Raw genomic sequence first — 21,956 nt, forward strand, 5'->3', positions numbered from 1 at the left:
CGGTAAAACAAGAGTAATAGAGGAGAAACCATGAGTGATCAAATAGAAAAGCAAGGAACTACAATTGAAGAGGAACCATCAGGTCAAACGCGATCAGAACGCCGAAAAGAACGCCAAAAGCGGAAGAAAAATAGCGAACGTACGCGTGCGGGTGCACGTGTACGCCTGGTCCCGATTTGGCTGCGATTAATCATCGTTGTCGTACTTGTCTTTATCAGTTTAATCGCTGGCCTGCTATTCGGCTACGGTGTCATCGGTGATGGCTCAGCACTAGACGCCCTCAAACCAGAAACATGGATCTACATCCTAGATATGATCAACGGCGAAGTGCAGTAAAGCATTAAAGGGGTCTGACCCCTTTAATGGACATTTGCCCATTTTGTCTATTTCCACAGGACAAGGTCATTTTAATGAGACCTGTAGGTAGTGCCTGCCACCACTATTTAGGGGCTGTCCTTTTGGACAGCCCCTTTTGACAAATCATAAGGTTAGTAACCGTGACTAGATAAGAGAAGGGCGAGTGCGAGAACGATGATGTGGAAGATTTGATCCACAACAATCCCAAGCCAGCCTGCCTCTTTTCCTGTTGTCTTCATAATATTTCTTAGCCACCATTGTACAAACGTACGCCGATCTAGCAAAACATGAGTAATAAATATAAAGAGAATGGCCGAGATGGAGAGAGCACCGAAGCTGAACCAATCGATCAAAGCTACCGTTACTGTATAAACGAGGCAATGACTAAGCAGTGGCAACCACTTTGTTGCCTTATACATCGCCATCCAGCTTGTCTGGAAAAGAAAGTCACCAATGAGGTGAGCGACAACTAACATTCCAAAAGGCGTCATACATGAAAATCCTTTCCTCATTTTAATCAATCGATGTGTTGTCTCGGTATGTGCACGTTCATTATAGCATAACCCTATCATTTTCAAGGGTGTATAATCATAGTTTTAATTAGATTATGGGGAGGGAAGGTCATGGAGAACGAATATAACCTATCATTACATAAAGAGAAACAAGACTTAAGTTCTGATCAATTATTGCAAGTCATTTTCGATTACGCTTCTAAAATTGCTAATGAAAAGGACCTCGATCGCTTGTTAATGATTATGGCGGATATGGGAAGAGAGATTGTCGTGGCCGACCGCTGTACGCTTTGGCTTGTTGATCAAAATAAAAATGAACTATGGACGAAGGTCGCTCATAAAATCGATGAAATTCGTATTCCGAGTGATAGTGGTCTTGTTGGTCACGCTGTACAAACCGGCCAACCGATCTATATCGATGATGCGTACGGGGATGAACGTTTTAATGCCAATGTCGACAAACAAACAGGCTATCGCACAAAGGCCATCCTCGTTATCCCGATTCGTAATAATGATGGTGAGATTGTTGGTGCGTATCAGGCTATTAATAAAATGACGAAGGCAGAGAAGTTCTCAGAAAAAGACCTCCGTACGCTAACGCTGGCTGCCTCTTACACTGGTAAATCACTAGAATCTGCCTTGTTAGCTCACGAAATTGAGGAGACACAAAAAGAAATCATATTTACTATGGGCGAGATTGGTGAAAGCCGCTCAAGAGAAACGGGCAATCATGTAAAACGAGTGGCCGAATATTCGAAGCTACTAGCACTACTCACCGGAATGAGTGAAACCGAGGCCGAACTTATCAAAATGGCTTCACCGATGCATGATATCGGAAAAGTAGCCATTCCTGATTCGATCTTAAAAAAACCGGGCAAGCTGACGAAGGAAGAATTTGATGAAATGAAAACGCACGCCGAGGTCGGCTACAACCTATTAAAAGGCTCTAACCGAAAAATCCTTCGTGCTGCAGCCGTCATCGCCCACGAACACCATGAAAAGTGGAATGGGCAAGGGTATCCTAATCAATTAAAAGGTGAAGAGATTCATATCTATGGAAGAATTACAGCGATTGCTGATGTTTTTGATGCCTTGGCCAGCGATCGTGTCTACAAAAAAGCATGGGACATGGAACGAATCCTCAACCTATTTAAAGACGAGAAAGGTGAACATTTTGACCCCGAGCTAACAGACCTCTTCCTAGAAAATTTCCACTCGTTTGTCGAAATAAAGGACCAATACCGCGATGACTCATAACAGGGGTCTGACCCCTGTTATGGACATTTACCTACTTTTGTCTCCCTCTACAGGACAATGTGAGTAGATGCTTGATATTACGCTTTAAAAAGTAGTTTTATAATGAATATTTTGAGGAATAGGTAATAGAGGGTCTGACCCCCTCAATGTGTCAATATCACCTCAAATACTTCAAATTCCCCCATTCATACAATAACTTCATATGAATAAGGAGTGATAACATGCCTCGCAAATCACGCGTTTGGTACCCAGGTGCAATTTATCACATAACGAGCCGTGGGAACCGGAAAATGCCACTTTTTTATGATGAGCAAGACCACTTAACTTACTTGCAGCTCCTAGATACCACACGTCAAAGATTCCCCTTTTATCTCCATGCTTATTGTCTAATGACAAACCACGTTCATCTTCAGTTAGAAACGATCCAAACCGATACTCGCTATATCATTCAATACCTAAACTCATCATATGCAACCTACTTCAACCGTCGACACCGCTATGTTGGCCACGTCTTTCAAGGCAGGTACGGTGCTGAGATCATTCAATCCATAGACTATGAATTGGATGCGAGTAAATATATTCACCTTAATCCATATGTCGCAAATATGGTAGAACGCCCCGGAGATTACCCATGGAGTAGTTACAAAGCCTACCTCTATAATATGAAGATGCCTCTCCTACACACCGACCGCATTCTCTCCTACTTCCCATCACCACAATCACTCAATTATCGACGTTTTGTTGAAAGGTCCCTTGCGGGGGTCTGACCCCGCAAAAAGACATTAACCCAATAATTGTACCTCTCCAAAAGACAGAAACCTATACACGTCTCAATTGAAGGTGTCTTGACATTGTCGTTATGCTATAATGGGTAGACAATCTTATCCATATGAGGGAATGAAAAAGGGACTACATAAAGTAAAGGTCTATAAAGGAGGAGCAGTTTACTATGCTTACAATTGAAGAAATTAAAGAGATTATTCCGCATAGGTACCCATTTTTATTAATTGACCGTATTGAAGAGGTTGAAGAAGGGAAACGTGCAGTTGGTATTAAGAACGTAACAGCAAATGAAGATTTCTTTAATGGTCACTTCCCAGAGTACCCGGTCATGCCTGGTGTCCTTATTGTTGAAGCGTTAGCACAAGTAGGTGCAGTGGCGATCTTGAAGAAGGAAGAAAACCGCGGAAGAATCGCATTGTTTGGCGGAATTGATAAATGCCGCTTCAAAGAAGAAGTGAAACCAGGTGATCAGCTGCGATTAGAAGTAGAGATTGTCCGTTTGCGTGGACCAGTTGGTAAAGGGAAAGCAACGGCAACGGTCAATGGTAAAGTAGCAGTAGAAACAGAAATGACATTTGCATTGAAATAGGGGTCAGACCCCGCACAAAGGTAGTGCAAAAAGCCAGGGGTCTGACCCCGTTCAAAAAGGCGATCTCAAGCGTGAGGTGGCCTTTTTTTGCTGCGTAAATAAAAGGGGTCTGACCCCAAAAAAATATCCAGTAATTTGGGGAAATAATAGGGATAGTAGACTAGTATATGAAAGGTATAAAGGAACCATATTCCTTTATAAACCTCGGTGGTAAACTAGTACTAATAAAGGTACAATTTGGAGAAATTCTTATGTCACAAAGCTATAGGGGCTAAGGGTAACATGGTGCTTATCTATGCTAGCCAGCTGCCATTACAGAGGAGGGATTGGTAATGAAGAAGTTTATGTCGAAAACAATAGTCACTGCAGTAGCATTAAGTTTAGTGCTATCAGCTCCGTTACATGCTGCAGCAAACAATGGAAAAGGAAATCCAGGTCATAGCGGAAATAACGGAAACAATGGAAAGGGTCAGCCTAAACAAGAACGAGTACTTCCTAACCAAGAGAAAAAGGAAGAGAGAGGACCTAAACAACAATCAGATAAACATATTGCGAAAATCGATGATCGGTTGGACCGTATCGAAAGTGATATTTATAGTGTACGTACAGATATAGCTAGTTATTTTGATATTACTTTTGATAATGAACAACAAAACAATGATGAAACTGTGGAAGTAAGTGAAGAAGAAGAACGAGAGGGTGCTGAAGAGGCCCACTCAAATGAAATAGAATCAGACGAAACAAAGTCGGCTGGAGAAGAATCTACTACCGAAAATGACGCCGAAGTGGTAGCGCAAGCGAAGGTAGAAGAATCTGATGAAGACTCTAGTCACGAAGAGGCAACTGAAGAAGATGTTAATGAGAACGCGGCTTCCGAAGATGAAAATAATCAAAATGACGAAGAAGCAAGCGATGAAGAAGGTATGGTTGATGAGTTAGAAGAGGAGTTACAAGAATTAGAAAACCAGCGTCATCATAGCTTTGCTGGTAAATTAAATGCGCAATTAAATAAATTAAATGCTGTCGAAAACCGATTAGGGAAAGGCTCCCTTAAGAGCAGTGAAGCTACCGAAGAAGTAGCTGAAAGAGTGGAACAGCTGCGGGAATTAGCAGAGGGCACACTTTCTACGTTAAGAGAAAAGCAAAGTTCATTAGTTGACCGTATCGTTAACGATGAAAACAATAAGGAATTCGAACAAGAAGATGTATCTCCGGTATCTGCTGATAAAACGTGGTCGATTCAGTTTAGTACTAAGCTTAATGCATCAACCGTAAACAGTGAAAACTTTATTGTGTCGAACTCTGAGGAAGAAATAATTGAAGTTGATATTACTTATAATGAAGCAACGGGTACCGTAACTATTGAGCCTGTCGAAACGTTCGTCACAGGTGAAGCATATATGTTGTTCATTAGTAGTGATGTTACATCTGAAGAAGGACAAAAGTTAGTGGAGTCAATTACAATGAGCTTCTCAATCGAATAAAGGGGTCTGACCCCTCTCAAAAAGGCGATCTCAAGCGTGAGGTGGCCTTTTTTGCTGCGCAAATGTAAAGGGGTCTGACCCCTGCCCTCCCATCAGACTATTGTCGTGGTTTACAGATTGCTTTATAGTAGTAATATAGAGAAAAATCCTAATTTATACATTATTTTCAACTCTAATCACTATGTATATATTACAAAAGTCGCAGATATCTAATCCTAATCACGAACTTATTTACATTTATTACCACATAGTTTCATATCAACACTATATAAATATAATATTCATCCTATCTAGTTTTACCACTTGATTCACCGGGAAAAATCGTACCAAGTTGAACTACAAAAATGGGGAATTTTTAATAATGGGGGAGGGAAGGCATCGCTCGTGCCAACGAGGGTTTGCTGTATAACATGAGAGATAATTTTGAACGCTTTGCTGGTGATTATGAAAATGTCTGGAAGTTATTCAATCACATGAATGATGGTCTAATTATTACCGATTACCAAAAGAGGATTATTGCGATTAACCCAGCGTATGAAGAGATTACCGGCTATAGTTTTGATGAGTTACAAGGCAAGAACCCAAATTTTGTGCAATCGGGTAAAACCGCACGCTCTGTCTTTAACGAGATGTGGAGAGAGATTGGCAAAAGTGGGACATGGACCGGTGAGCTCATTAACCGTAGGAAAAATGGTGAAGAATTTTGGTCGTTTATCACGATCACACATATAAAGAAAAAGCCGGTGGAAGACAGTTACTACATTGGTGTCATGCGTGACATCACGGAGCGTAAGAAAGCGGAGGCAAAGGTTTCGCACCTTGCCTACCATGACAGCTTAACTGATATGCCGAACCGTGCGCTCTTTTTGAAGCATTTGAAAAGCGCCATTGTTATGAACGATAGCGATGAGCAAAAAGTAGCAGTCATCTTCCTAGATCTCGATCACTTTAAAAAAGTAAATGACACACTTGGCCATCATGCTGGGGACCAGCTTTTACAAGAAGTGTCGAGACGAATTGAGAGTGTGGTTGCTGAAAAAGGGGTTGTCAGCCGCTTTGGCGGAGATGAGTTTACGATCTTAATTGAAACCCTTAATGAAAAATCAGACATTCAGCCGATCATCGACAAGCTTTTCCAAGCGTTACAACGCCCGTTTCTCTGTGGTGGTAAAGAACTATATATTACTGCGAGTGTTGGGGTGAGCTTTTATCCTGATCATGGTGAAGACGCACAAGAGCTTCTCCAAAATGCCGATAATGCGATGTACCGGACGAAAGACGAGGGCCGCAATAACTTCCAGTTTTACGAGCGAAGCATGAATGAAGCTTCCCTTGAGCAGCTGCAGCTTGAACAAGACATTCGAAAAGCATTTGAGAAAGACGAGTTTGTTGTTCATTACCAGCTTCAAGTAGATATTGAGACGGGGAAGCCTTATGGGGTTGAGGCATTAGTGCGCTGGCAGCATGAAAAAGATGGGCTCGTCTCTCCTGGTAAATTCCTCCCGGTGGCTGAAGAGCTTGGTCTAATGGGTGCCCTTGATGATTGGGTCTTGAAGACAGCCTGTAAACAAACGAAGCAGTGGCACGAGCAAGGCTTTAAGGATCTTGTCATTTCAGTCAACATCTCGCAGCAACAATTTGAAACATACAATTTTGTCGAAGGTGTCAAAAAAACACTAGCGGAAACTGACCTAAAACCTGATCACCTTTGTCTAGAAATCACTGAAAATATCGCAGTTGCCAATACCGATGAAGCGATTGCAAGGCTAAACGAATTGAAAGGCATCGGTGTGCGTGTTTCACTAGATGATTTTGGGACGGGCTATTCATCATTAAGCCAGCTCAAACGGTTCCCAATTGATATTTTGAAAATTGATCAATCGTTTGTAAGGGAAAGTCCACAAACAACTGAGAATGCTGCGATCGTCAAACTAATTATCGGGATGGCAAAAAGCTTAAACTTCTCTGTTATATGTGAAGGGATTGAAACCGAGGAACAGTTAACATTGATCAAAAAAGAAGGTTGTCAGCACGCCCAAGGGTTCCTGTTTAGCCGACCAATACCTGCTGTGAAATGTGAAGCGATGATGAAGCAAATGAACAATATAACAGGTTAAATGCAACCGTTTTCCAAATTATGTGAAAATGTGTGATACTGTGAAAGAATGTAAAAATAATGCCAAAAACCTGGTTAACTAGTAGACGCTTGTTCATCCCTCTGCTAAGATAACTTCAGACTACTTGAGGTAGTCATAATTTGTTCAGGGGGTTGAACGAAATGAAAAAGAAATTATTTTTAGGAACAGCATCTGCAGTACTTGCACTAGGTATGCTAACAGCATGTGGGGAGGCACCTGAAGAGGAAGCTCCAGTTGAAGAGGCGCCGGTTGAAGAGGCACCAATTGAAGATGTTGAAGATGATGCAGGTCTAGAAGAAGATGGTCTTGATGAAGATCCAATCGAAGAAGACCTTGAAGATGAAGAAGACTTAGATGAAGAAGCTGACCTTGACGATGAGGTTGCTGACGATGAAGAAGAAGAACTAGAAGAAGACGACGAAGAATAATCGCATATATATTAATGGGAAGATCCTTGTCTACCAAAACGGTGGGCAGGGATTTTTTTTCGTTTCTACAAAAAATCGTTTGTCATTTATCCATGAAGATTTGGTTGCTTGTGTGAGAATGTGAATAAATGTAAAAACAATAACAAAAACCTGATGATTCCATAGACGCTTTAATATCCCTTTGCTAAGATAACCACAGACTACTTGAGGTAGTCATAATTTGTTCAGGAGGTTGACCGAAATGAAAAAGAAATTAATTTTAGGAACAGCATCTGCAGTACTTGCACTAGGAGTTTTAACAGCATGTGGGGAAACGCCTGAAGAGGAAGCTCCAATTGTAGACGAGGAGCCAATTGAAGCACCAGTTGAAGATGATGCAGGATTTGGCGAAGAGCCAATGGAAGAAGATGGCCTAGATGAAGGCGGCCTAGAAGAAGATGGTTTAGGTGAAGACTCATTCGGTGAAGAAGAAGACGTTGAGGGTGATGGTGAGGATCTAGACGAAGAGGCTGACTTTGGCGAGCCAGATGAAGATCTACTAGAAGACTTAGAGGAAGAAATCGAAGAATAATCGCATAGATGAGTAAAAGATAAGTCCTTGCCCGTTAGAAGCGGTGCAAGGGCTTTTTTCATTCCACTGATAAAAAATCCTCTCAATATATTCATTCACAAAATATAAAAAAGGATTTCCCCCCCTCTTGTGCGAATGTACTAGTAACGAATTTGAGGAGGTAAGTCCGATGCAACAACGATCATTTAAAAAAGTAGTCCTCTCATCAACCTTTGCCACGGGTGTCGCCTTAGCTGCACCAATTGCTGCTGATGCTGCGCTTGGTGATCAAACCTTGAAAAAAGGGATGACACATGAAGATGTCAAGCAACTACAAGATATCCTAAAGGCAGAAGGTTATTTCACATATCATACATCAACTGGCTATTATGGCACGATCACAGAGGAGGCGGTCAAAGCCTTTCAAAAAGAGCACAGAATCCAGCAAACCGGAATTGCTGGCCCGCAAACGCTCGGTGTCCTTCTTGGCCAAACGGACTCTGCCCCAGCATCAACCGAAGCCCCAATCTCACAAAAACTATTAAAAGCAGGGATGAATAGTGAGGCGGTTAAAGACTTACAACGACAATTAACATCGGCCGGCTATTTTAGCGCTGATGTGACGGGTTTCTTCGGACGAGTGACTACATCAGCGGTAAAGGAGTTCCAACGTGATAACGGTTTAACTGTCGATGGTGTGGCTGGCCCTCGAACGTTCGCTACACTCGCAGGCAGTCAAGCAGAAACACGAACGGTCGTCTACCAACCGGAAACACAAGTATCTGCTGGTGCTGTTTATTACGACATGCTCCGCCGCGGCATAAGTGGTGAGCAAGTGAAAGACCTACAAGAGCAACTAAAAGAGCTCGGCTTTTATAATGGTTCGATCAGCGGCGAATTTGACAGCCGTACCGAAACAGCGGTGAAAGCATTTCAACGTCAGCAGTCAATCACCGTTGACGGAATCGCAGGACCGCAAACCCTATCTGCCTTAGAAGATGCGATCAACCCACCGCCGGAAGTGGAAACGCCTGATTCAAGCCTCTCGATCGGATCACGTGGGCAAGCAGTGACAACACTGCAGCAACAATTGCGCCAGCTCGGCATTTTCAAACGCGAACCAACCGGCTATTACGGTGAAATCACAGCAGAAGCCGTGCGGACGTTCCAACGACAAAATGGCTTAAGTGTGACTGGAACCGTTGATCAGACGACCCAAGGCGCCATTACAGAGCAGGCGATGATTGATCAAGTCGATGACCAAGGTGTCGAGCTTGAGATCCTCGATCTTGTCGCTGATGCGGCCGAGTTACTTGGCACACCCTACGTTTGGGGTGGGACGACAACAGATGGATTTGATTGCAGTGGCTTCCTCGTCCATGTGTTCGATAAGCAAGGCATTAGCCTTCCACGGACGGTCGCTGCTATGTGGGAACGAGGGAAAAATGTGAACTCACCAGCCGTTGGTGATCTTGTTTTCTTTGAAACGTACACCGATGGGCCATCACATGCTGGAATCTATATTGGTAATCATCAATTTGTTCATAGTGGATCATCAACTGGAGTGACCGTTAGTAGTCTTGAAACGAACTATTGGGATGAACGTTATTTAGGTGTAAAACGAATACATGAATAAAGCGTCCGTTTACATGGGGCCCCGCCTTTTTTGAACGGACTATAATAGAAAGAGCTGTTCGAGAAGTGACCGCTCACCTTAGTTTCCTTAAGGTGACGGTTTATCGAACAGCTTTTTTGATGTTCTCTTCCTTGCTCTGTTTATTTGTTACAAACCGTTTACAATTTTCGAAAATAAGTCGATATAACCATCTTTTATTCGAGCAATTGTGATAAAATTTTTATGGATAAAAAACGCTATAACACGCTAGTTTCGTGAGCTAAGCAAGGAATCTAGGAAACTACATACTTATGTGCTCACCTAGCAGATCTACAATTAAATCTATGTTTAAAAAGATGGCAATGGCTCCGCACACTACTTTCTAGGAGAAAATCACTCCTAGCGGCTTCACTCATTGCTACGAATTTGTTCAAAAAGGAAACACCACCCTTTTTTGAACAGACTCTAAAAATTAAATAATTATCTCGAATGGAGGAAGAGTATGCGGAAATTTGCATTAGTACTTTTCATCGTTTCGCTCGTGGTCTCGCCGTGGGTGCTACCTGATCAAGCAGATGCAGCAGGCTCATTTAGCGATATTCATCCTGATCACGAAGAGCTTGTGAATCGCTTAGTCGATGCTGGAATTATTACTGGTTACCCTGACGGTACATTTCAGCCGAATAAAACGGTCAGCCGTGCAGAAGCGGTAACGATGATTGGCCGAGCGATTGGATTAAATGGTGAGAAGGTGGAAACGGCATTTAGTGATGTTCCGAAAGAACACTTCGCATCGGGTTATGTGGCGAATGGAAGTAGTCAAGGGATCATTGCTGGATTTTCCGATGGCATGTTTATGCCGAACGATGGTGTCACAAGAGCGCAAATGGCGGTGTTCTTATCACGTGCATTTTCGTTAACGGAGACGAGCCAAATTTATTATCGTGACGTCACCTCGAGTACATTTGGGTATGCGAGCATCAATCAAGTGACGACGGCGTTGATTGCGACCGGTTATCCTGATGGCACATTTGGTCCTGATAATCCGACGACACGTATTGAATTTGCACAGTTTATCGCACGAACGCTTTACCCTGAATACCGCGTGGAAGCAGCTCCGCCAACAGACATTAAAGATGAAGAGATGACAAAGGCGGTTGTCTTTAATGCACCGAACGGATTAAATGTCCGCTCTGGCCCATCAACATCGTATTCATCGATTGGTCGCCTTGCCAACGGTACAGAGGTTAGCTATCACGGGACGGAAGGCATTTGGGCGAAGTTTATTTATAATGGGCGCGAAGCTTACGTATCCACCCATTACTTAAGAGATCCGTCTCAACCGGCATCTGGCCTTAAAGGTCGAACGATCGTCGTTGATCCTGGTCACGGTGGGAAGGACCCTGGTGCAGTCGGTTTTGGCTACACTGAAAAAGAAGTCGTCCTAGCTGTTGGTTTGAAGCTTGAGAAGAAATTAAAAGACGCCGGTGTTAATGTCGTGATGACACGTAAAAATGATGTCTTTCTTGAACTATCGGAACGAGTGGACATCGCACATCAGAACAATGCTGATTCCTTTGTTTCACTTCATGCCAATGGAGCTGGTGCGCATGCGGCGAACGGAACGGAAACGTACTGGCAATCCACTAACAGTGCAGCAGAAAGTAAGAAGCTTGCAGACCAAATTCAAAAGAATCTCATTGCGGAACTAGGCACGAGAGATCGTGGCGTCAAAGAAGGAAACTTCCACGTCATCCGTAATACACGGATGCCAAGTGTTCTCGTTGAGCTCGGCTTTATTACAAATGAAGAAGAAGCAAGAAAACTAGGTTCTGATAGTTTCCAAGAAAAAGCAGCAGAAGCGATCTTTAATGGGATCGTAGAATTTTATAACTAACAAAAAATAGTACCTATCACTGCGATAGGTGCTATTTTTATACTTGCATTATAGTATACTAAAGCTAGTAGAACGTCTATTTGATAAGTAGGAGGCATACTTTTTGAAAACATACAATAGTTATAGACTACTTCTAGCATTAACGTTAGCGTTTCTATTTCTTCCGCTAGCTAGTCATGCGACGGTTGAAGAGACTCATGTGATTATTCATTTTAATGATGCGATTGATGATGAGGTTGTGATGGAGCATGGTGGAACGATACTTGATACGTTTACGCTGATACCGGCATTAACTGCAAGCCTGACACCGGAGTCGATCATAGAGTTAGAGAAACTCGAGGCGATACATACGATTGAAGAGGATGCCATTGTAGAAGTAAACCAAGCGAGTGTCGATTGGGGAGTGGCGAAAACGAATGCTCCAGCGGTTTGGGACAACGAAGTAACTGGTGAAGGTGTAAAAGTTGCCGTCATGGACACAGGGATTGCGACCGATCACCCCGATTTAGAGGTTGCAGGTGGCGCGTCATTTGTTTCCTATACTGGTGATTATGATGATGATCACGGCCATGGCACACATGTCGCCGGAATTCTTGCAGCCAATGGCCAGTTAATAGGAATGGCACCAGATGTAGAACTCTATGCGTTAAAAGTATTAGATGACAAAGGCAATGGATTTCACTCAGGGATTATCCGAGCATTAGAATGGTCCGTTGAACATGAGGTAGATTTGATTAATTTAAGCATGGGTGGGGCAGATTACTCGTCAGCACTCGAAGCGGCGATCGACCATGCTTATAATGAAGGTATTCTCATTATCGCTGCCGCTGGAAATAGTGGTACTGCAAACGGAGAAGATACAACGACAGAGTACCCAGCCAACTTTGACAATGTGATCGCGGTTGCAGCAACCGATAAAGACGATCAGCGAGCAGACTTTTCAGCAACAGGTGATGCTGTTGAAGTAGCAGCTCCGGGAGTACGCGTTCAGAGTACACATTTAAATGGTGATTACAAACTGATTAGTGGCACATCAATGGCCGCGCCACATGTGACTGGTCATCTTGCCTTATTAAAACAAGCTCGTGCAGATGTAACGAATAAAGAACTTCGCGAACTTTTACATACACAAACGATTCAGCTTGGCACAGGAGAACGTAACAATCTCTACGGTTACGGACGAATTGAGTTACCTACTGATTTAACTGTTAAAGAGATTAAGGAACCGTTAGTGCCAGTTGAGCTCAGTGCAGATGTTACAGCGGAAAAAGTAACGCTAAACTGGCTACCAACGATAGATCAAGAGAAGGTCGAAGCCTATATCATTTACCGGGATGGCAAGCGAGTCGCTAAGGTTGAGGGAGAACACACTACTTATATAGAAGAAATAGAACCTGGCACCTATACGTATGAAGTAAAAACAGTCACTGTAGATCATGGTGAAGTTATCAGTGAACCATTAACTATAGAAGTGGTAACACCTGAACCCGAGCCATTAGAAGCACCTGACTTCATAGACTTTAATGAAAGAGCTTGGTACGCACCTTATATGACAGCCCTTTACCATCAAGATGTTATCGGTGGTTTTGAGGACGAAACGATCCGTCCAAATAACGAAATCACTAGAGCAGATGCGACGATCATGCTCGTTCGTGCCCTAGAGCTTAACCCAACTGTCAACGAGCAACGCTTTACCGACGTCAGTTCAGCACATTATGCAGCTTCAGCGATTGAAACGGCTGCCGCCCATGAGTTAATCGCAGGGTACAGTGATCAAACATTTCAACCGTCAGCCGAGATCACCCGCGGTGAAGTCGCAGTCATCTTAACACGATCTTTTTCACTCTCACCGGTAGAAGCACCACAACGATTTACTGATGTAGAGGCAACGTACTTCGGCTCAGCCGCGATCGAGCTTGTAACTTCAGCAACGATTGCCACAGGTTACCCTGATGGTATGTTTCAACCACAAGCATCTGTTTCTAGAGCCGAGTTTTCCGCGTTTCTCGCAAGAGCACTTGAACACGAAAAAAGCGAACATCCATAGTGGACGTTCGCTTTTCTTATAGAGTTTGTTCAAAAGGGGGGGGTTTTTCCCCGTTTGAACAAACTCGAAGCAATGAGCGGAGCCGCTGCAGGTTTTTAAAAGCCTGCTAGGAGTGTTTTTTCCTAGCAGGCACGCAGCGAGTGAAGCCATTGCAAAAAAACTTTTAAAAAAACACGTACTATTATTAATCTAATTGTAGAGCGTTTGAAACCATTTTTGCAAATTGTGCTCGGGTTACATCTTCATCTGGTCGGAAGCTACCGTCTCCATAACCAGTAATCACTCGGAATGAGCCAAGTGCATTGACTTCTTCATAAGCACGGTGGTCAGCAGGAACATCACTGTATGTCACATGGATACGATCTGCTGTTACATCAAATGCTTGAGCGAATAAAAGCGCTACTTCTTCACGTGTGACTGGCTTTTCAGGTTCAAAGGCTTCAGATGTAAACACGTCTGCAAAGTAGTTGGCATCTGCTGCCGCTTGAATCGATCCCGCTGCCCAATGGTTATTAGGAACATCACTATAATTGCTAATGTCAACGTCACGGTCTAAGCCTTGAGCTTTAGCTAGAATCTCAGCTGCTTGTGCACGAGTGACAAGGTCATTCGGTTCAAACAAGCTTTGATCATATCCGCTAAAAATTCCATCTTTACTTAATTGTTTAATTTCATCATGTGCCCAATGGTGTGCTGGAACGTCATGATACTCTCCAACTGGTAGAGCTGCTAAAACTTCCGGTTCAGGTTCAACAACCTCAACTTCTTCATCTGCATCATCTAGTACACGCTTCGCACCTAAGTAACGAGGGGCCCAATAGTAGGGGTCATTAACTGAAGAAATTGTAATACCTCTTGAAGAAGAAGCGTGAATAAATTTATTATCACCAACATATATTCCAGAGTGGGATGGACCTGGTTTGTATGTTTCAAAGAAAACAAGGTCACCTTTCTTTAATTCTGATTTACTAACGCTTGTCCCAGCGTTGTATTGGTCACTAGCCGTACGTGGTAGTTGAATGCCTGACTGGTCAAATACATAGTAGATAAAACCTGAGCAATCAAAGCCACTCGGTGACGATCCCCCGAATTGATAGGGAACACCGATCTGTTTTTTTGCGTTCGCAATAATCTCATCGGCTGACGCATATGTACTAGAGACGTGTAGGAACGAAGAAAAAATTAGCGTAAAGACGAGTAGCGGGATAAACTTCCTTGACACAATATCACTCCTAATTTCATAAATTTACATATTCTTATAGAATCGTTGGTTTATTTCGTCGATTAATCGGGAAACACAATGAACAGTCTACCATATGTATCCATAGATTAATGTTACAATCAGTTAACAAAACTATAATATTCGGATGACGAACCATTTTTATATGGTAGAAATATAAAAAAGCAAAACTTTCCATGTCGAATTTAACAGAAAAAGTAAGCAAAAGGCTATGAAAAGGAAAATTTCTGTAGTAGAATGTAGTTAAATGTCCATCCCAATTTTACTAATCTTTCTCTTACATACCGCGTTGTGGTGAAAAGTGAAGATTTTGTAGCGAGAAGAAAATAAATGCAGTAATGGTTGACAATGACTGTTGACGTAATTATACTAATCTTGCAGGTAAAATTGGATATTCACTAATTGAAGGGGGCGTGCGTTTGATAACGATTTAATAGTTTGAAAGAGTAGATTAGAGAATCCGTTATTAAGTCTTATCATCACGATTGGCCCTTTCGAAGTTAGTAAAGCGTACAAAAACTTTTGTACATAAATAAAAGGAGGAATTTTAAGTTATGGCTTACCAACCAAAGTCTTACCGTAAGTTTTTAGCAACTTCTGTATCAGCAGCAGTTGTAGCTACAGCTGGTGTTTCAGCTGTATCAGCAGCACCATCTTTCCCTGACGTACCATCTGATATCTGGTATGCAGATGCAGTTTCTTATCTAGTAGAAAAAGGTGCAATCAACGGAATGCCTGATGGCACATATGCACCAAGTGAAGGAGTTACTCGTGCACAAGCTTCAGCAATGCTAGCAGACGCACTTGAACTTGAATTAAGCGAAAACCCAAGCCTTTCTTTCACAGATACAAGCAATGATGCTTGGTATGCAGCTTCTGTTGAAGCACTAGTAAACGAAGGAATCATTCAAGGTCTTCCTGACGGATCATTTGCACCTGGTGAAACAATCACTCGTGCACAATTCGCTGAGATGGTTGTAGACGCTTATGGTCTTGAAGCAGATGCTTCAGTTGAAATTCCTTTCAATGATACAGTAGCTGGCGCTTGGTACGAAGATGCAGTTAACACTCTTTACTCTCTAGGAGTAGTAAATGGTATGACTGAAACAACTTTCGGACCTGGTGAAACTGTAAACCGTGCACAAGCTGCAGTGTTCTTACATAGAACTCTTGAGCCAAGTGAGCGTGTAACGCCTGTAACTGCGGAATTAGAAGTTACAGCAGTAAATACTCTTACTAGTGATGCTCGTTATGTTGAAGTTGAGTTCAACAAGGCTGTTTCTTCACTTTCAAACTCTGATGTCCGTATTCAAAACAAGAGTTCTGAAGAGCGTGTAGGTGTTAAGGACGTTCAATTAGCAGCTGACGGTAAAACTGCTACAATCGAATTCTTTGAAGATGAAGGCCGTGCTCACGAAGATCGTTACCTTGAGCGTGGGGTTACTTACACTATTACTGTAAGTGCAAATGGTGAGTCTAGCTCAATCGACTATGAGCGTCCATTCTTTACGGAATTAAGAGTTACATCTGTTAGTGCTGAAGACCGTGAATTTAACGGATTTTTGAAATTATCTGAAAACTTCGATGTTGACTTTGAAGAGGTTCTTGGTCAAGAAATCCGTGTTTGGTATAACAGTGACTTTGAAGTAGAGCGTTATGTTGTTGAAGATCGTGACGTAGCTCTAGACGCTGTTGAACTAGAAGAAAATAACGATGGTGAACTAGAAGTTACACTTGTTGGTGCAGATGAAACATTTGACCTAGTTGCTGACAGTGATTTGACTGTATTCGTAGATGGTAAATCGGGTTCTCTATCTGATGGCGACGAGTTTGACTACGCTAAAGTTGTATTTGACCGTCATGGAGATGTAGCATTTATCAATGCATACAACTGGGACAGCTCGTTACTAGTTGAAGAAGTAGACGGATATGATGTATTTGCATATGGCGAAGAAAAAAGCTTTGAAGACTTCACAATCGTTAAAGATGGAAAAACAATCAGCCTTGAAGATGTTGAAGCTGGAGACGTAATCTTCTACAACGATAATGCAGAATATGCAGAGGTATTCACTAGCACTGTAGTTGGTCCAGTAGAAACTGTATTCTCTGGTTCAATCGAGGTTAATGGTGAAGAGTATGACTATCAAAACGCTGATAGAGGTATTGCTTCTCGTTATATCGATGAGGATGGCGACTTCGCAGGATTCGGTACTGACGCTGCACTACAATATAAAGAAGCTGAAGGCGATGTAACTTTATTCTTAGACCGTGCAGGAAACTTACACTTTATCGATGGAGATCTAGGTATAGTTGAAACTGATACTTATGGTGCGTTCTTAGAAGAAGATATCATTGGTTATGCTGTAATTGATAGCAGACCACGACTTGAGCTTTCAACGATTAAAGAAAATGGTGAAGATGATGTATATGACTTCCCACTATCTGATCTTGAAAAGATCACAGTAAATGGAACAGAATATGAAGTTGGTGAAGATGATAATACACCATGGGAGATCGGTGGATTTAAGCTTGATAGTAACAGTACTCCTACTGAAATTGAAGTTTATCAAAAAGACAATAGAAGTACTTCTACTTCAATCTCACTACCATTGGCAGGAACAGGTGAAACTGTAATTGAAGTTACATTTGATGAAGATGAGAAGGTTGTTGAATTAGAATTCTTCACAGCAAGCACATTTACTGCAGACTCTGACAGTGACATTGAGCTTGAAGCAGGCGACAGATACGTAGAAATTACTGGTGGTGCAGATAATGGTGATGAAAAGCGTATTAGACAAAGCACGCCGGTATTCATTGCTGAAGCTGATGAAGATGTTGAAGTAACTACTTGGGGAGAACTAGAAGACATTGAAGTCAATGAAGCATCTGTTTACTTCGATGGAGACAATGTAACTTATTTAGTCCTTACTGATATTGATGCTGATAAAGAAGAAACAGAAGAAGAAGGTGTAGTCACTGAGCTACGTTACAACAGTGATGATGAGTTAGATCGTATTAAAGCATACATCAATGGTGAAATCGTTACTTTACACGTAGATGAAGACTCTGACGCTGCAAATATCAGTGAAGGAGATATCGAGGTTGGCGAGCCAGTTGAAATTACAATTGATGATAACAGCGGATTAGTATTAGGTATTGAAGTACTAAGCTCATTAACTGTAGAAGTAGATCCAGACGAAATCAATGTAGTTGATGGTAAATTTACAATTGCAGATGGAAGCCGTACTTTCGAACTTGAAGAAGGTGCAGTAATCTATGATGCAACTGACTTAGATGACATTGAAATTAAATCTTCATTAAGCCATCTGCGTAGCCTAGAAGCTGATAACAGCGTTAAAGTTGTAATTGCTGCTCAAGGTTCTGACCTTGTTAAGAAAGTGATTATTACTGCTGAGGGTGCTGGTGAAACTGAAACTGAAGTTGCTACTGATGGTAAAGTAACTTATATTAACTCTAATGGTACATCTGTTGATATTGGGGATGAAAACTTTACAGCAGTTGATGATGCTGAAACATTCTTCAACGATAACAAGTGGATTGTTGGTGCTGGTGCAGAAGTAAGCTTTGAAACAAACGCAGCTGGTGAGATTTATGAAGTAACTGTTCTTGCTCTACCAGAAGGTACAACGGTTGCTCAATCAGATGCTGCTAATGTAGTTGGAAATGTAACAACGGTAGTTGGTCAAGGTTCTGGAGCAACAATTGACCTTGAAGATACTGGTTTAACAGTAGATGCTGCAACTACTTTTGAAAATGTTGAATTTATTGCAGACGCACCTACTGAAAACTTAGTAGTAGATGTTGCTTCTACATTAAAAGATGTAACAATTGGCTCTAACGTTGCTGTAACTGGTTCAGCTACAGTTACACTAGAAGGAACTATTGATGCTGATGCTGATGCATTCGATGGTGCAAATGCTGTTGACACAAGTGATGCTACATTAGTAACTGCATTAGACAATGCTACTGCGGGATTAACAGGTACACCTGCAATCAGTGCTGGAAATGTAGATGCTGATATTGTTATTGATACATTAGATACGCTTACAGCTGACTTCTTAGGTGCTGTGACAGCGGTAGAACTTGAAGATGGAGACGGTGTAGTAATTACTGTTTCTGAAGATGATTATGATCTAACTGCTACTACTTTAACTATCGATCAAGGAGTTATCACAGCAGCTGATGATTATACATTAACAATTACAGCTGATAACTATGCTGATATTACACAAGGTAGCTTGATAATTACTGAAGGTGCTGTAGCTGCTTCTGAAAGTTCTGCTTCTTCTATTGATGGTGGAGATGGTACTGCTACAATTAAAGTTACAGTTAAAGACCAATATGGTAACCCTGTAAGTGGCTTAGCTGCAACTGATTTTGTTGGAGATGATGGTACTAATAATGAAAACTTTGCAACTGCTCCTTTCAGTGCATTTGATAATACTGATAACGCAAATGGCGTTTATGAAGTGACATATACAAATGCTTCAAATGGAACTTACACTCTTACAATTACTGTTGATAGTGTAGAAATCACTGATAGTTTATCTGTTGAAGTATCAGGTAACTAATTAAGGATAGTTAAAGAATCGGTACTATGTACAAAAAAAGGGAATCGTGCCTGTCGCGCCCCGAACTATGTCGAATGACATGATAGAAAGAAGTCTTGTGGAGGGAAATCTCTGCGAGGCTTCTTTTTTTAATCAAAACGTAAAAATAGGTTCCTGCAATACCGTTTGGCTCTATACTGAATGTTGTGGTCATGCCTATGAAATCAGTGGGTGGTAGCCCACTGATTTCATAGGCAAAAAAAACACCCAATCCACTCTCTTTGTTAATCTAAAGTCACCACAACTATAAGAAATAACGGAGAGGGATTAAGATGTATAACAATACTATCATAAGTTTATTGGGGATTAAAGACAAGCATGTAGAGATCGTTGATTCAGAAGAAGGAAAGGACTGTTTTTGGTTCGAACTTCATACAAAAGTTCGTAAACAAAAATGTCCAAAGTGTAGTGAGAAAACAAAGCGTGTTCATGGATACCGCTGGCAAAAAAGCGCCGGTATCGTTGTATGTCATGCTCTCATAGCTTTTTTGAGAAGTTTTCTTTTGTTGATCGATACCAGCGTCATACGGTGATGTTAGCTCAAGAAGGTCTTTCTTTAAGTGCAGAGATGTCCTTCACACATGCCGGACAGTTAATTGGAGTAAGTGTGAATCGTCTATTATGTATGTTTGACCAAAGAAATGTTCCAGTAAGTAAAGTGCTCCCCCGTGCGATAGTCATTGATGAATTTAAAGGGGATGCAGATAAAGAGAAGTTTCAGACGATTATTGTAGACGTGGAGAAGCGAAAGTCATTGATGTATTACCAGATCGCTGCTCAGAAACAATTGAGAACTACTTCAAACAGTGCGATACAGGGAACGTAGAAATTGTAGTTATTGATCTATCAAAGTCATTTAAGGAAGCTATTCGTAGACAGTTGGGTGATCCTTTGATTATTGCCGATCGATTTCACTTTATGCGTCAAGGTTACTGGGCATTTGATCAGGTTCGAAGAGATGTACAACATGAACTATACAAGCGATATCGCCTTCGATTAAAACGAAATAAAGAAATCTTGTGGAAATCACCACTTAAGCTTAGTCAAGAAGGACAAGAAAGAGTAGAAGAACTACTTAATCACCATCAACGTCTTCGTGAAGCGTATGAATTAAAGAATGAATTAGATTGGTGGTTCAAAACAAGTAACGCAGAAAATGCAAAAGAAGGTTTAGAAGCTTGGTTTGAGAAAGTTGAAAAGTCAGGAAATGAAGCATTTAAAAAGGTTGTTAAAACCTTCAAACGCTGGAAAAAGGAGATCTTACATTCTTTCATGTACCCCTATAATAACGGGTATATTGAAGGTGTAAATAATACAACCAAAGTGATCAAGCGTATGTCTTATGGAATCAAGAGCTTTCAAAGACTACGAAAGAAGATTTTGTGGCGACAAATGGTTAGAACCAATGCGGCCTAGGCCGCATTGGTTCTAAGAGAGAATTGGTAATCTCTGCACCACAACTTTTGACAGAGAGCCATTCATTTTTATACTAAGGTAGACAAAGATTAATAGACTTTGTTATTCCTTGTTGAGATGACTTGGTTTAGTTCTCAAAGAAAAACAAATGGAAATAATAGCTTAAGTGCAGTTCATACTTAGTTCATATTTGTTCTGTACAATTCATTAGAAATTATAAATAGAAGCAAGCAATCCAGATGCTTAGAACATAATAAGTGTTAAGTAAGTTATATAGTGAGCTGGTAACTAGAGAAAATAAATTTTGTTTAAGGTTATAGAATGTGACTCTTTACAAACAAATACCATTCTTTACTTACATGTTTTCATATAAACTATGGTAAAATTCCTTGAAGAGGGAACCTCTATTATTCATATAGTATAATAGACAAAGGTTTTACATAGATTAAGGGGGGAATATAATGACCTACAAATCAAAGCCATATCGATTGTTTTTAGCAGCTACAGCTTCTGCCACGGTAGTGACCACAGTTGCCACTCCGGTTGCTCCAAACAGTGTAGTGAATGCTGATGGAAGTGAAGTTAGCTTCGCAGATGTTTCTGGTCATGCGTATTATGAAGAACCGATTCAAGCGTTAGTTGATAAAGGGATCATAAAAGGATATGCTGATGGGACATTTAAGCCTGATAACCGTGTTACTCGTGCTGAGGTAGCACAGATCATTGTTGATACGCTTGACATTGATACAACAAATGTAACAAGCCCTGGATTTACTGATGTAGACGTAGACGACTGGTATTACGGGTCAATCGCAGCCCTTGTAGAAAAAGGGATCGTCAATGGATATAAGGACGGTTCATATAACCCTAATGGCTCGATAACACGTGCTGAAATGGCAAAGGTATTAGTAGAAGCTTTCTCTGAGCTTGAGCTTAACATGCTAGAATTAAACTACTTCTTACTAATAGAACAAATTGAAGCATTAGAGCGTGGCTTTGTCTAATAAGGAAT

The 21,956-nt window shown here is 41.4% G+C and carries 18 protein-coding genes and 1 riboswitch; of the genes, 16 read left to right on the forward strand and 2 right to left on the reverse strand.

The features are described 5' to 3' along the window. Positions 1 to 30 precede the first annotated feature (30 nt). Positions 31 to 336, forward strand: a complete 306-nt coding sequence (locus KH400_RS04850) for a DNA-directed RNA polymerase subunit beta (RefSeq protein WP_217222455.1) — start codon at positions 31 to 33, stop codon at positions 334 to 336. A 152-nt stretch (positions 337 to 488) separates the two neighbouring features. Here KH400_RS04850 and KH400_RS04855 read toward each other — a convergent pair whose 3' ends face one another. Then, positions 489 to 848, reverse strand: coding sequence for a DUF3307 domain-containing protein (locus KH400_RS04855; protein ID WP_217222457.1), 360 nt, complete (start codon positions 846 to 848; stop codon positions 489 to 491). 132 nt (positions 849 to 980) lie between these two features. Here KH400_RS04855 and KH400_RS04860 point away from each other — a divergent pair, with 132 nt between their 5' ends. The 10 genes from KH400_RS04860 to KH400_RS04905 all read left to right on the forward strand — a co-directional run bounded on the left by KH400_RS04860 (position 981) and on the right by KH400_RS04905 (position 13,657). Continuing rightward, the gene (locus KH400_RS04860; RefSeq protein ID WP_217222459.1) at positions 981 to 2,126 is read left to right on the forward strand and encodes an HD-GYP domain-containing protein; all 1,146 of its coding nucleotides are present in this window, start codon (positions 981 to 983) and stop codon (positions 2,124 to 2,126) included. A gap of 221 nt (positions 2,127 to 2,347) precedes the next feature. Next, positions 2,348 to 2,893 (forward strand): transposase, encoded by a 546-nt coding sequence (locus KH400_RS04865; protein ID WP_217222461.1) that lies wholly within the window; start codon positions 2,348 to 2,350, stop codon positions 2,891 to 2,893. Positions 2,894 to 3,075: 182 nt separating this feature from the next. Next, positions 3,076 to 3,498 carry a 3-hydroxyacyl-ACP dehydratase FabZ gene (fabZ, locus tag KH400_RS04870; protein ID WP_217222462.1) on the forward strand — a complete coding sequence of 141 codons (423 nt, stop codon included), beginning with the start codon at positions 3,076 to 3,078 and terminating at the stop codon, positions 3,496 to 3,498. A 219-nt stretch (positions 3,499 to 3,717) separates the two neighbouring features. Then, positions 3,718 to 3,812, forward strand: a riboswitch (cyclic di-GMP riboswitch). Positions 3,813 to 3,830: 18 nt separating this feature from the next. Further along, positions 3,831 to 4,982, forward strand: coding sequence for an Ig-like domain-containing domain (locus KH400_RS04875; RefSeq protein ID WP_217222464.1), 1,152 nt, complete (start codon positions 3,831 to 3,833; stop codon positions 4,980 to 4,982). A gap of 410 nt (positions 4,983 to 5,392) precedes the next feature. Beyond that, positions 5,393 to 7,099 (forward strand): putative bifunctional diguanylate cyclase/phosphodiesterase, encoded by a 1,707-nt coding sequence (locus KH400_RS04880; RefSeq protein WP_217222466.1) that lies wholly within the window; start codon positions 5,393 to 5,395, stop codon positions 7,097 to 7,099. A 161-nt stretch (positions 7,100 to 7,260) separates the two neighbouring features. After that, a complete protein-coding gene (locus KH400_RS04885) occupies positions 7,261 to 7,548 on the forward strand; it encodes a DNA primase (protein ID WP_217222469.1) in 288 nt (95 codons plus the stop codon). 241 nt (positions 7,549 to 7,789) lie between these two features. Then, a complete protein-coding gene (locus KH400_RS04890; RefSeq protein ID WP_217222471.1) occupies positions 7,790 to 8,119 on the forward strand; it encodes a hypothetical protein in 330 nt (109 codons plus the stop codon). 169 nt (positions 8,120 to 8,288) lie between these two features. Further along, positions 8,289 to 9,734 carry a C40 family peptidase gene (locus tag KH400_RS25255; RefSeq protein ID WP_217222472.1) on the forward strand — a complete coding sequence of 482 codons (1,446 nt, stop codon included), beginning with the start codon at positions 8,289 to 8,291 and terminating at the stop codon, positions 9,732 to 9,734. A gap of 481 nt (positions 9,735 to 10,215) precedes the next feature. Then, positions 10,216 to 11,610: an N-acetylmuramoyl-L-alanine amidase gene (locus tag KH400_RS04900; RefSeq protein WP_217222475.1), complete on the forward strand. Its 1,395-nt coding sequence runs from the start codon at positions 10,216 to 10,218 to the stop codon at positions 11,608 to 11,610. Positions 11,611 to 11,713: 103 nt separating this feature from the next. Further along, positions 11,714 to 13,657, forward strand: coding sequence for a S8 family peptidase (locus KH400_RS04905; RefSeq protein WP_217222477.1), 1,944 nt, complete (start codon positions 11,714 to 11,716; stop codon positions 13,655 to 13,657). A 184-nt stretch (positions 13,658 to 13,841) separates the two neighbouring features. Here KH400_RS04905 and KH400_RS25260 read toward each other — a convergent pair whose 3' ends face one another. Next, on the reverse strand, positions 13,842 to 14,879 hold the full coding sequence (locus tag KH400_RS25260) for a C40 family peptidase (RefSeq protein ID WP_217222478.1): 1,038 nt from the start codon (positions 14,877 to 14,879) through the stop codon (positions 13,842 to 13,844). A gap of 572 nt (positions 14,880 to 15,451) precedes the next feature. Here KH400_RS25260 and KH400_RS04915 point away from each other — a divergent pair. The 5 genes from KH400_RS04915 (at position 15,452) to KH400_RS04925 (ending at position 21,948) form a co-directional block, all read left to right on the forward strand. Further along, a complete protein-coding gene (locus KH400_RS04915) occupies positions 15,452 to 19,489 on the forward strand; it encodes an S-layer homology domain-containing protein (RefSeq protein WP_217222480.1) in 4,038 nt (1,345 codons plus the stop codon). A gap of 311 nt (positions 19,490 to 19,800) precedes the next feature. After that, positions 19,801 to 20,061, forward strand: a complete 261-nt coding sequence (locus KH400_RS28420) for a transposase family protein (protein WP_438821102.1) — start codon at positions 19,801 to 19,803, stop codon at positions 20,059 to 20,061. Next, the gene (locus KH400_RS23990) at positions 19,995 to 20,354 is read left to right on the forward strand and encodes a helix-turn-helix domain-containing protein (protein WP_312889036.1); all 360 of its coding nucleotides are present in this window, start codon (positions 19,995 to 19,997) and stop codon (positions 20,352 to 20,354) included. Before KH400_RS28420 ends, KH400_RS23990 begins: the two co-directional genes overlap by 67 nt. Further along, positions 20,315 to 20,944, forward strand: coding sequence for an ISL3 family transposase (locus KH400_RS23995; RefSeq protein ID WP_312889046.1), 630 nt, complete (start codon positions 20,315 to 20,317; stop codon positions 20,942 to 20,944). Before KH400_RS23990 ends, KH400_RS23995 begins: the two co-directional genes overlap by 40 nt. Positions 20,945 to 21,405: 461 nt before the next feature. Further along, a complete protein-coding gene (locus tag KH400_RS04925) occupies positions 21,406 to 21,948 on the forward strand; it encodes an S-layer homology domain-containing protein (RefSeq protein ID WP_217222482.1) in 543 nt (180 codons plus the stop codon). Positions 21,949 to 21,956 lie beyond the last annotated feature (8 nt).

This window comes from Desertibacillus haloalkaliphilus, assembly GCF_019039105.1.
Lineage (GTDB): Bacteria > Bacillota > Bacilli > Bacillales > KJ1-10-99 > Desertibacillus > Desertibacillus haloalkaliphilus.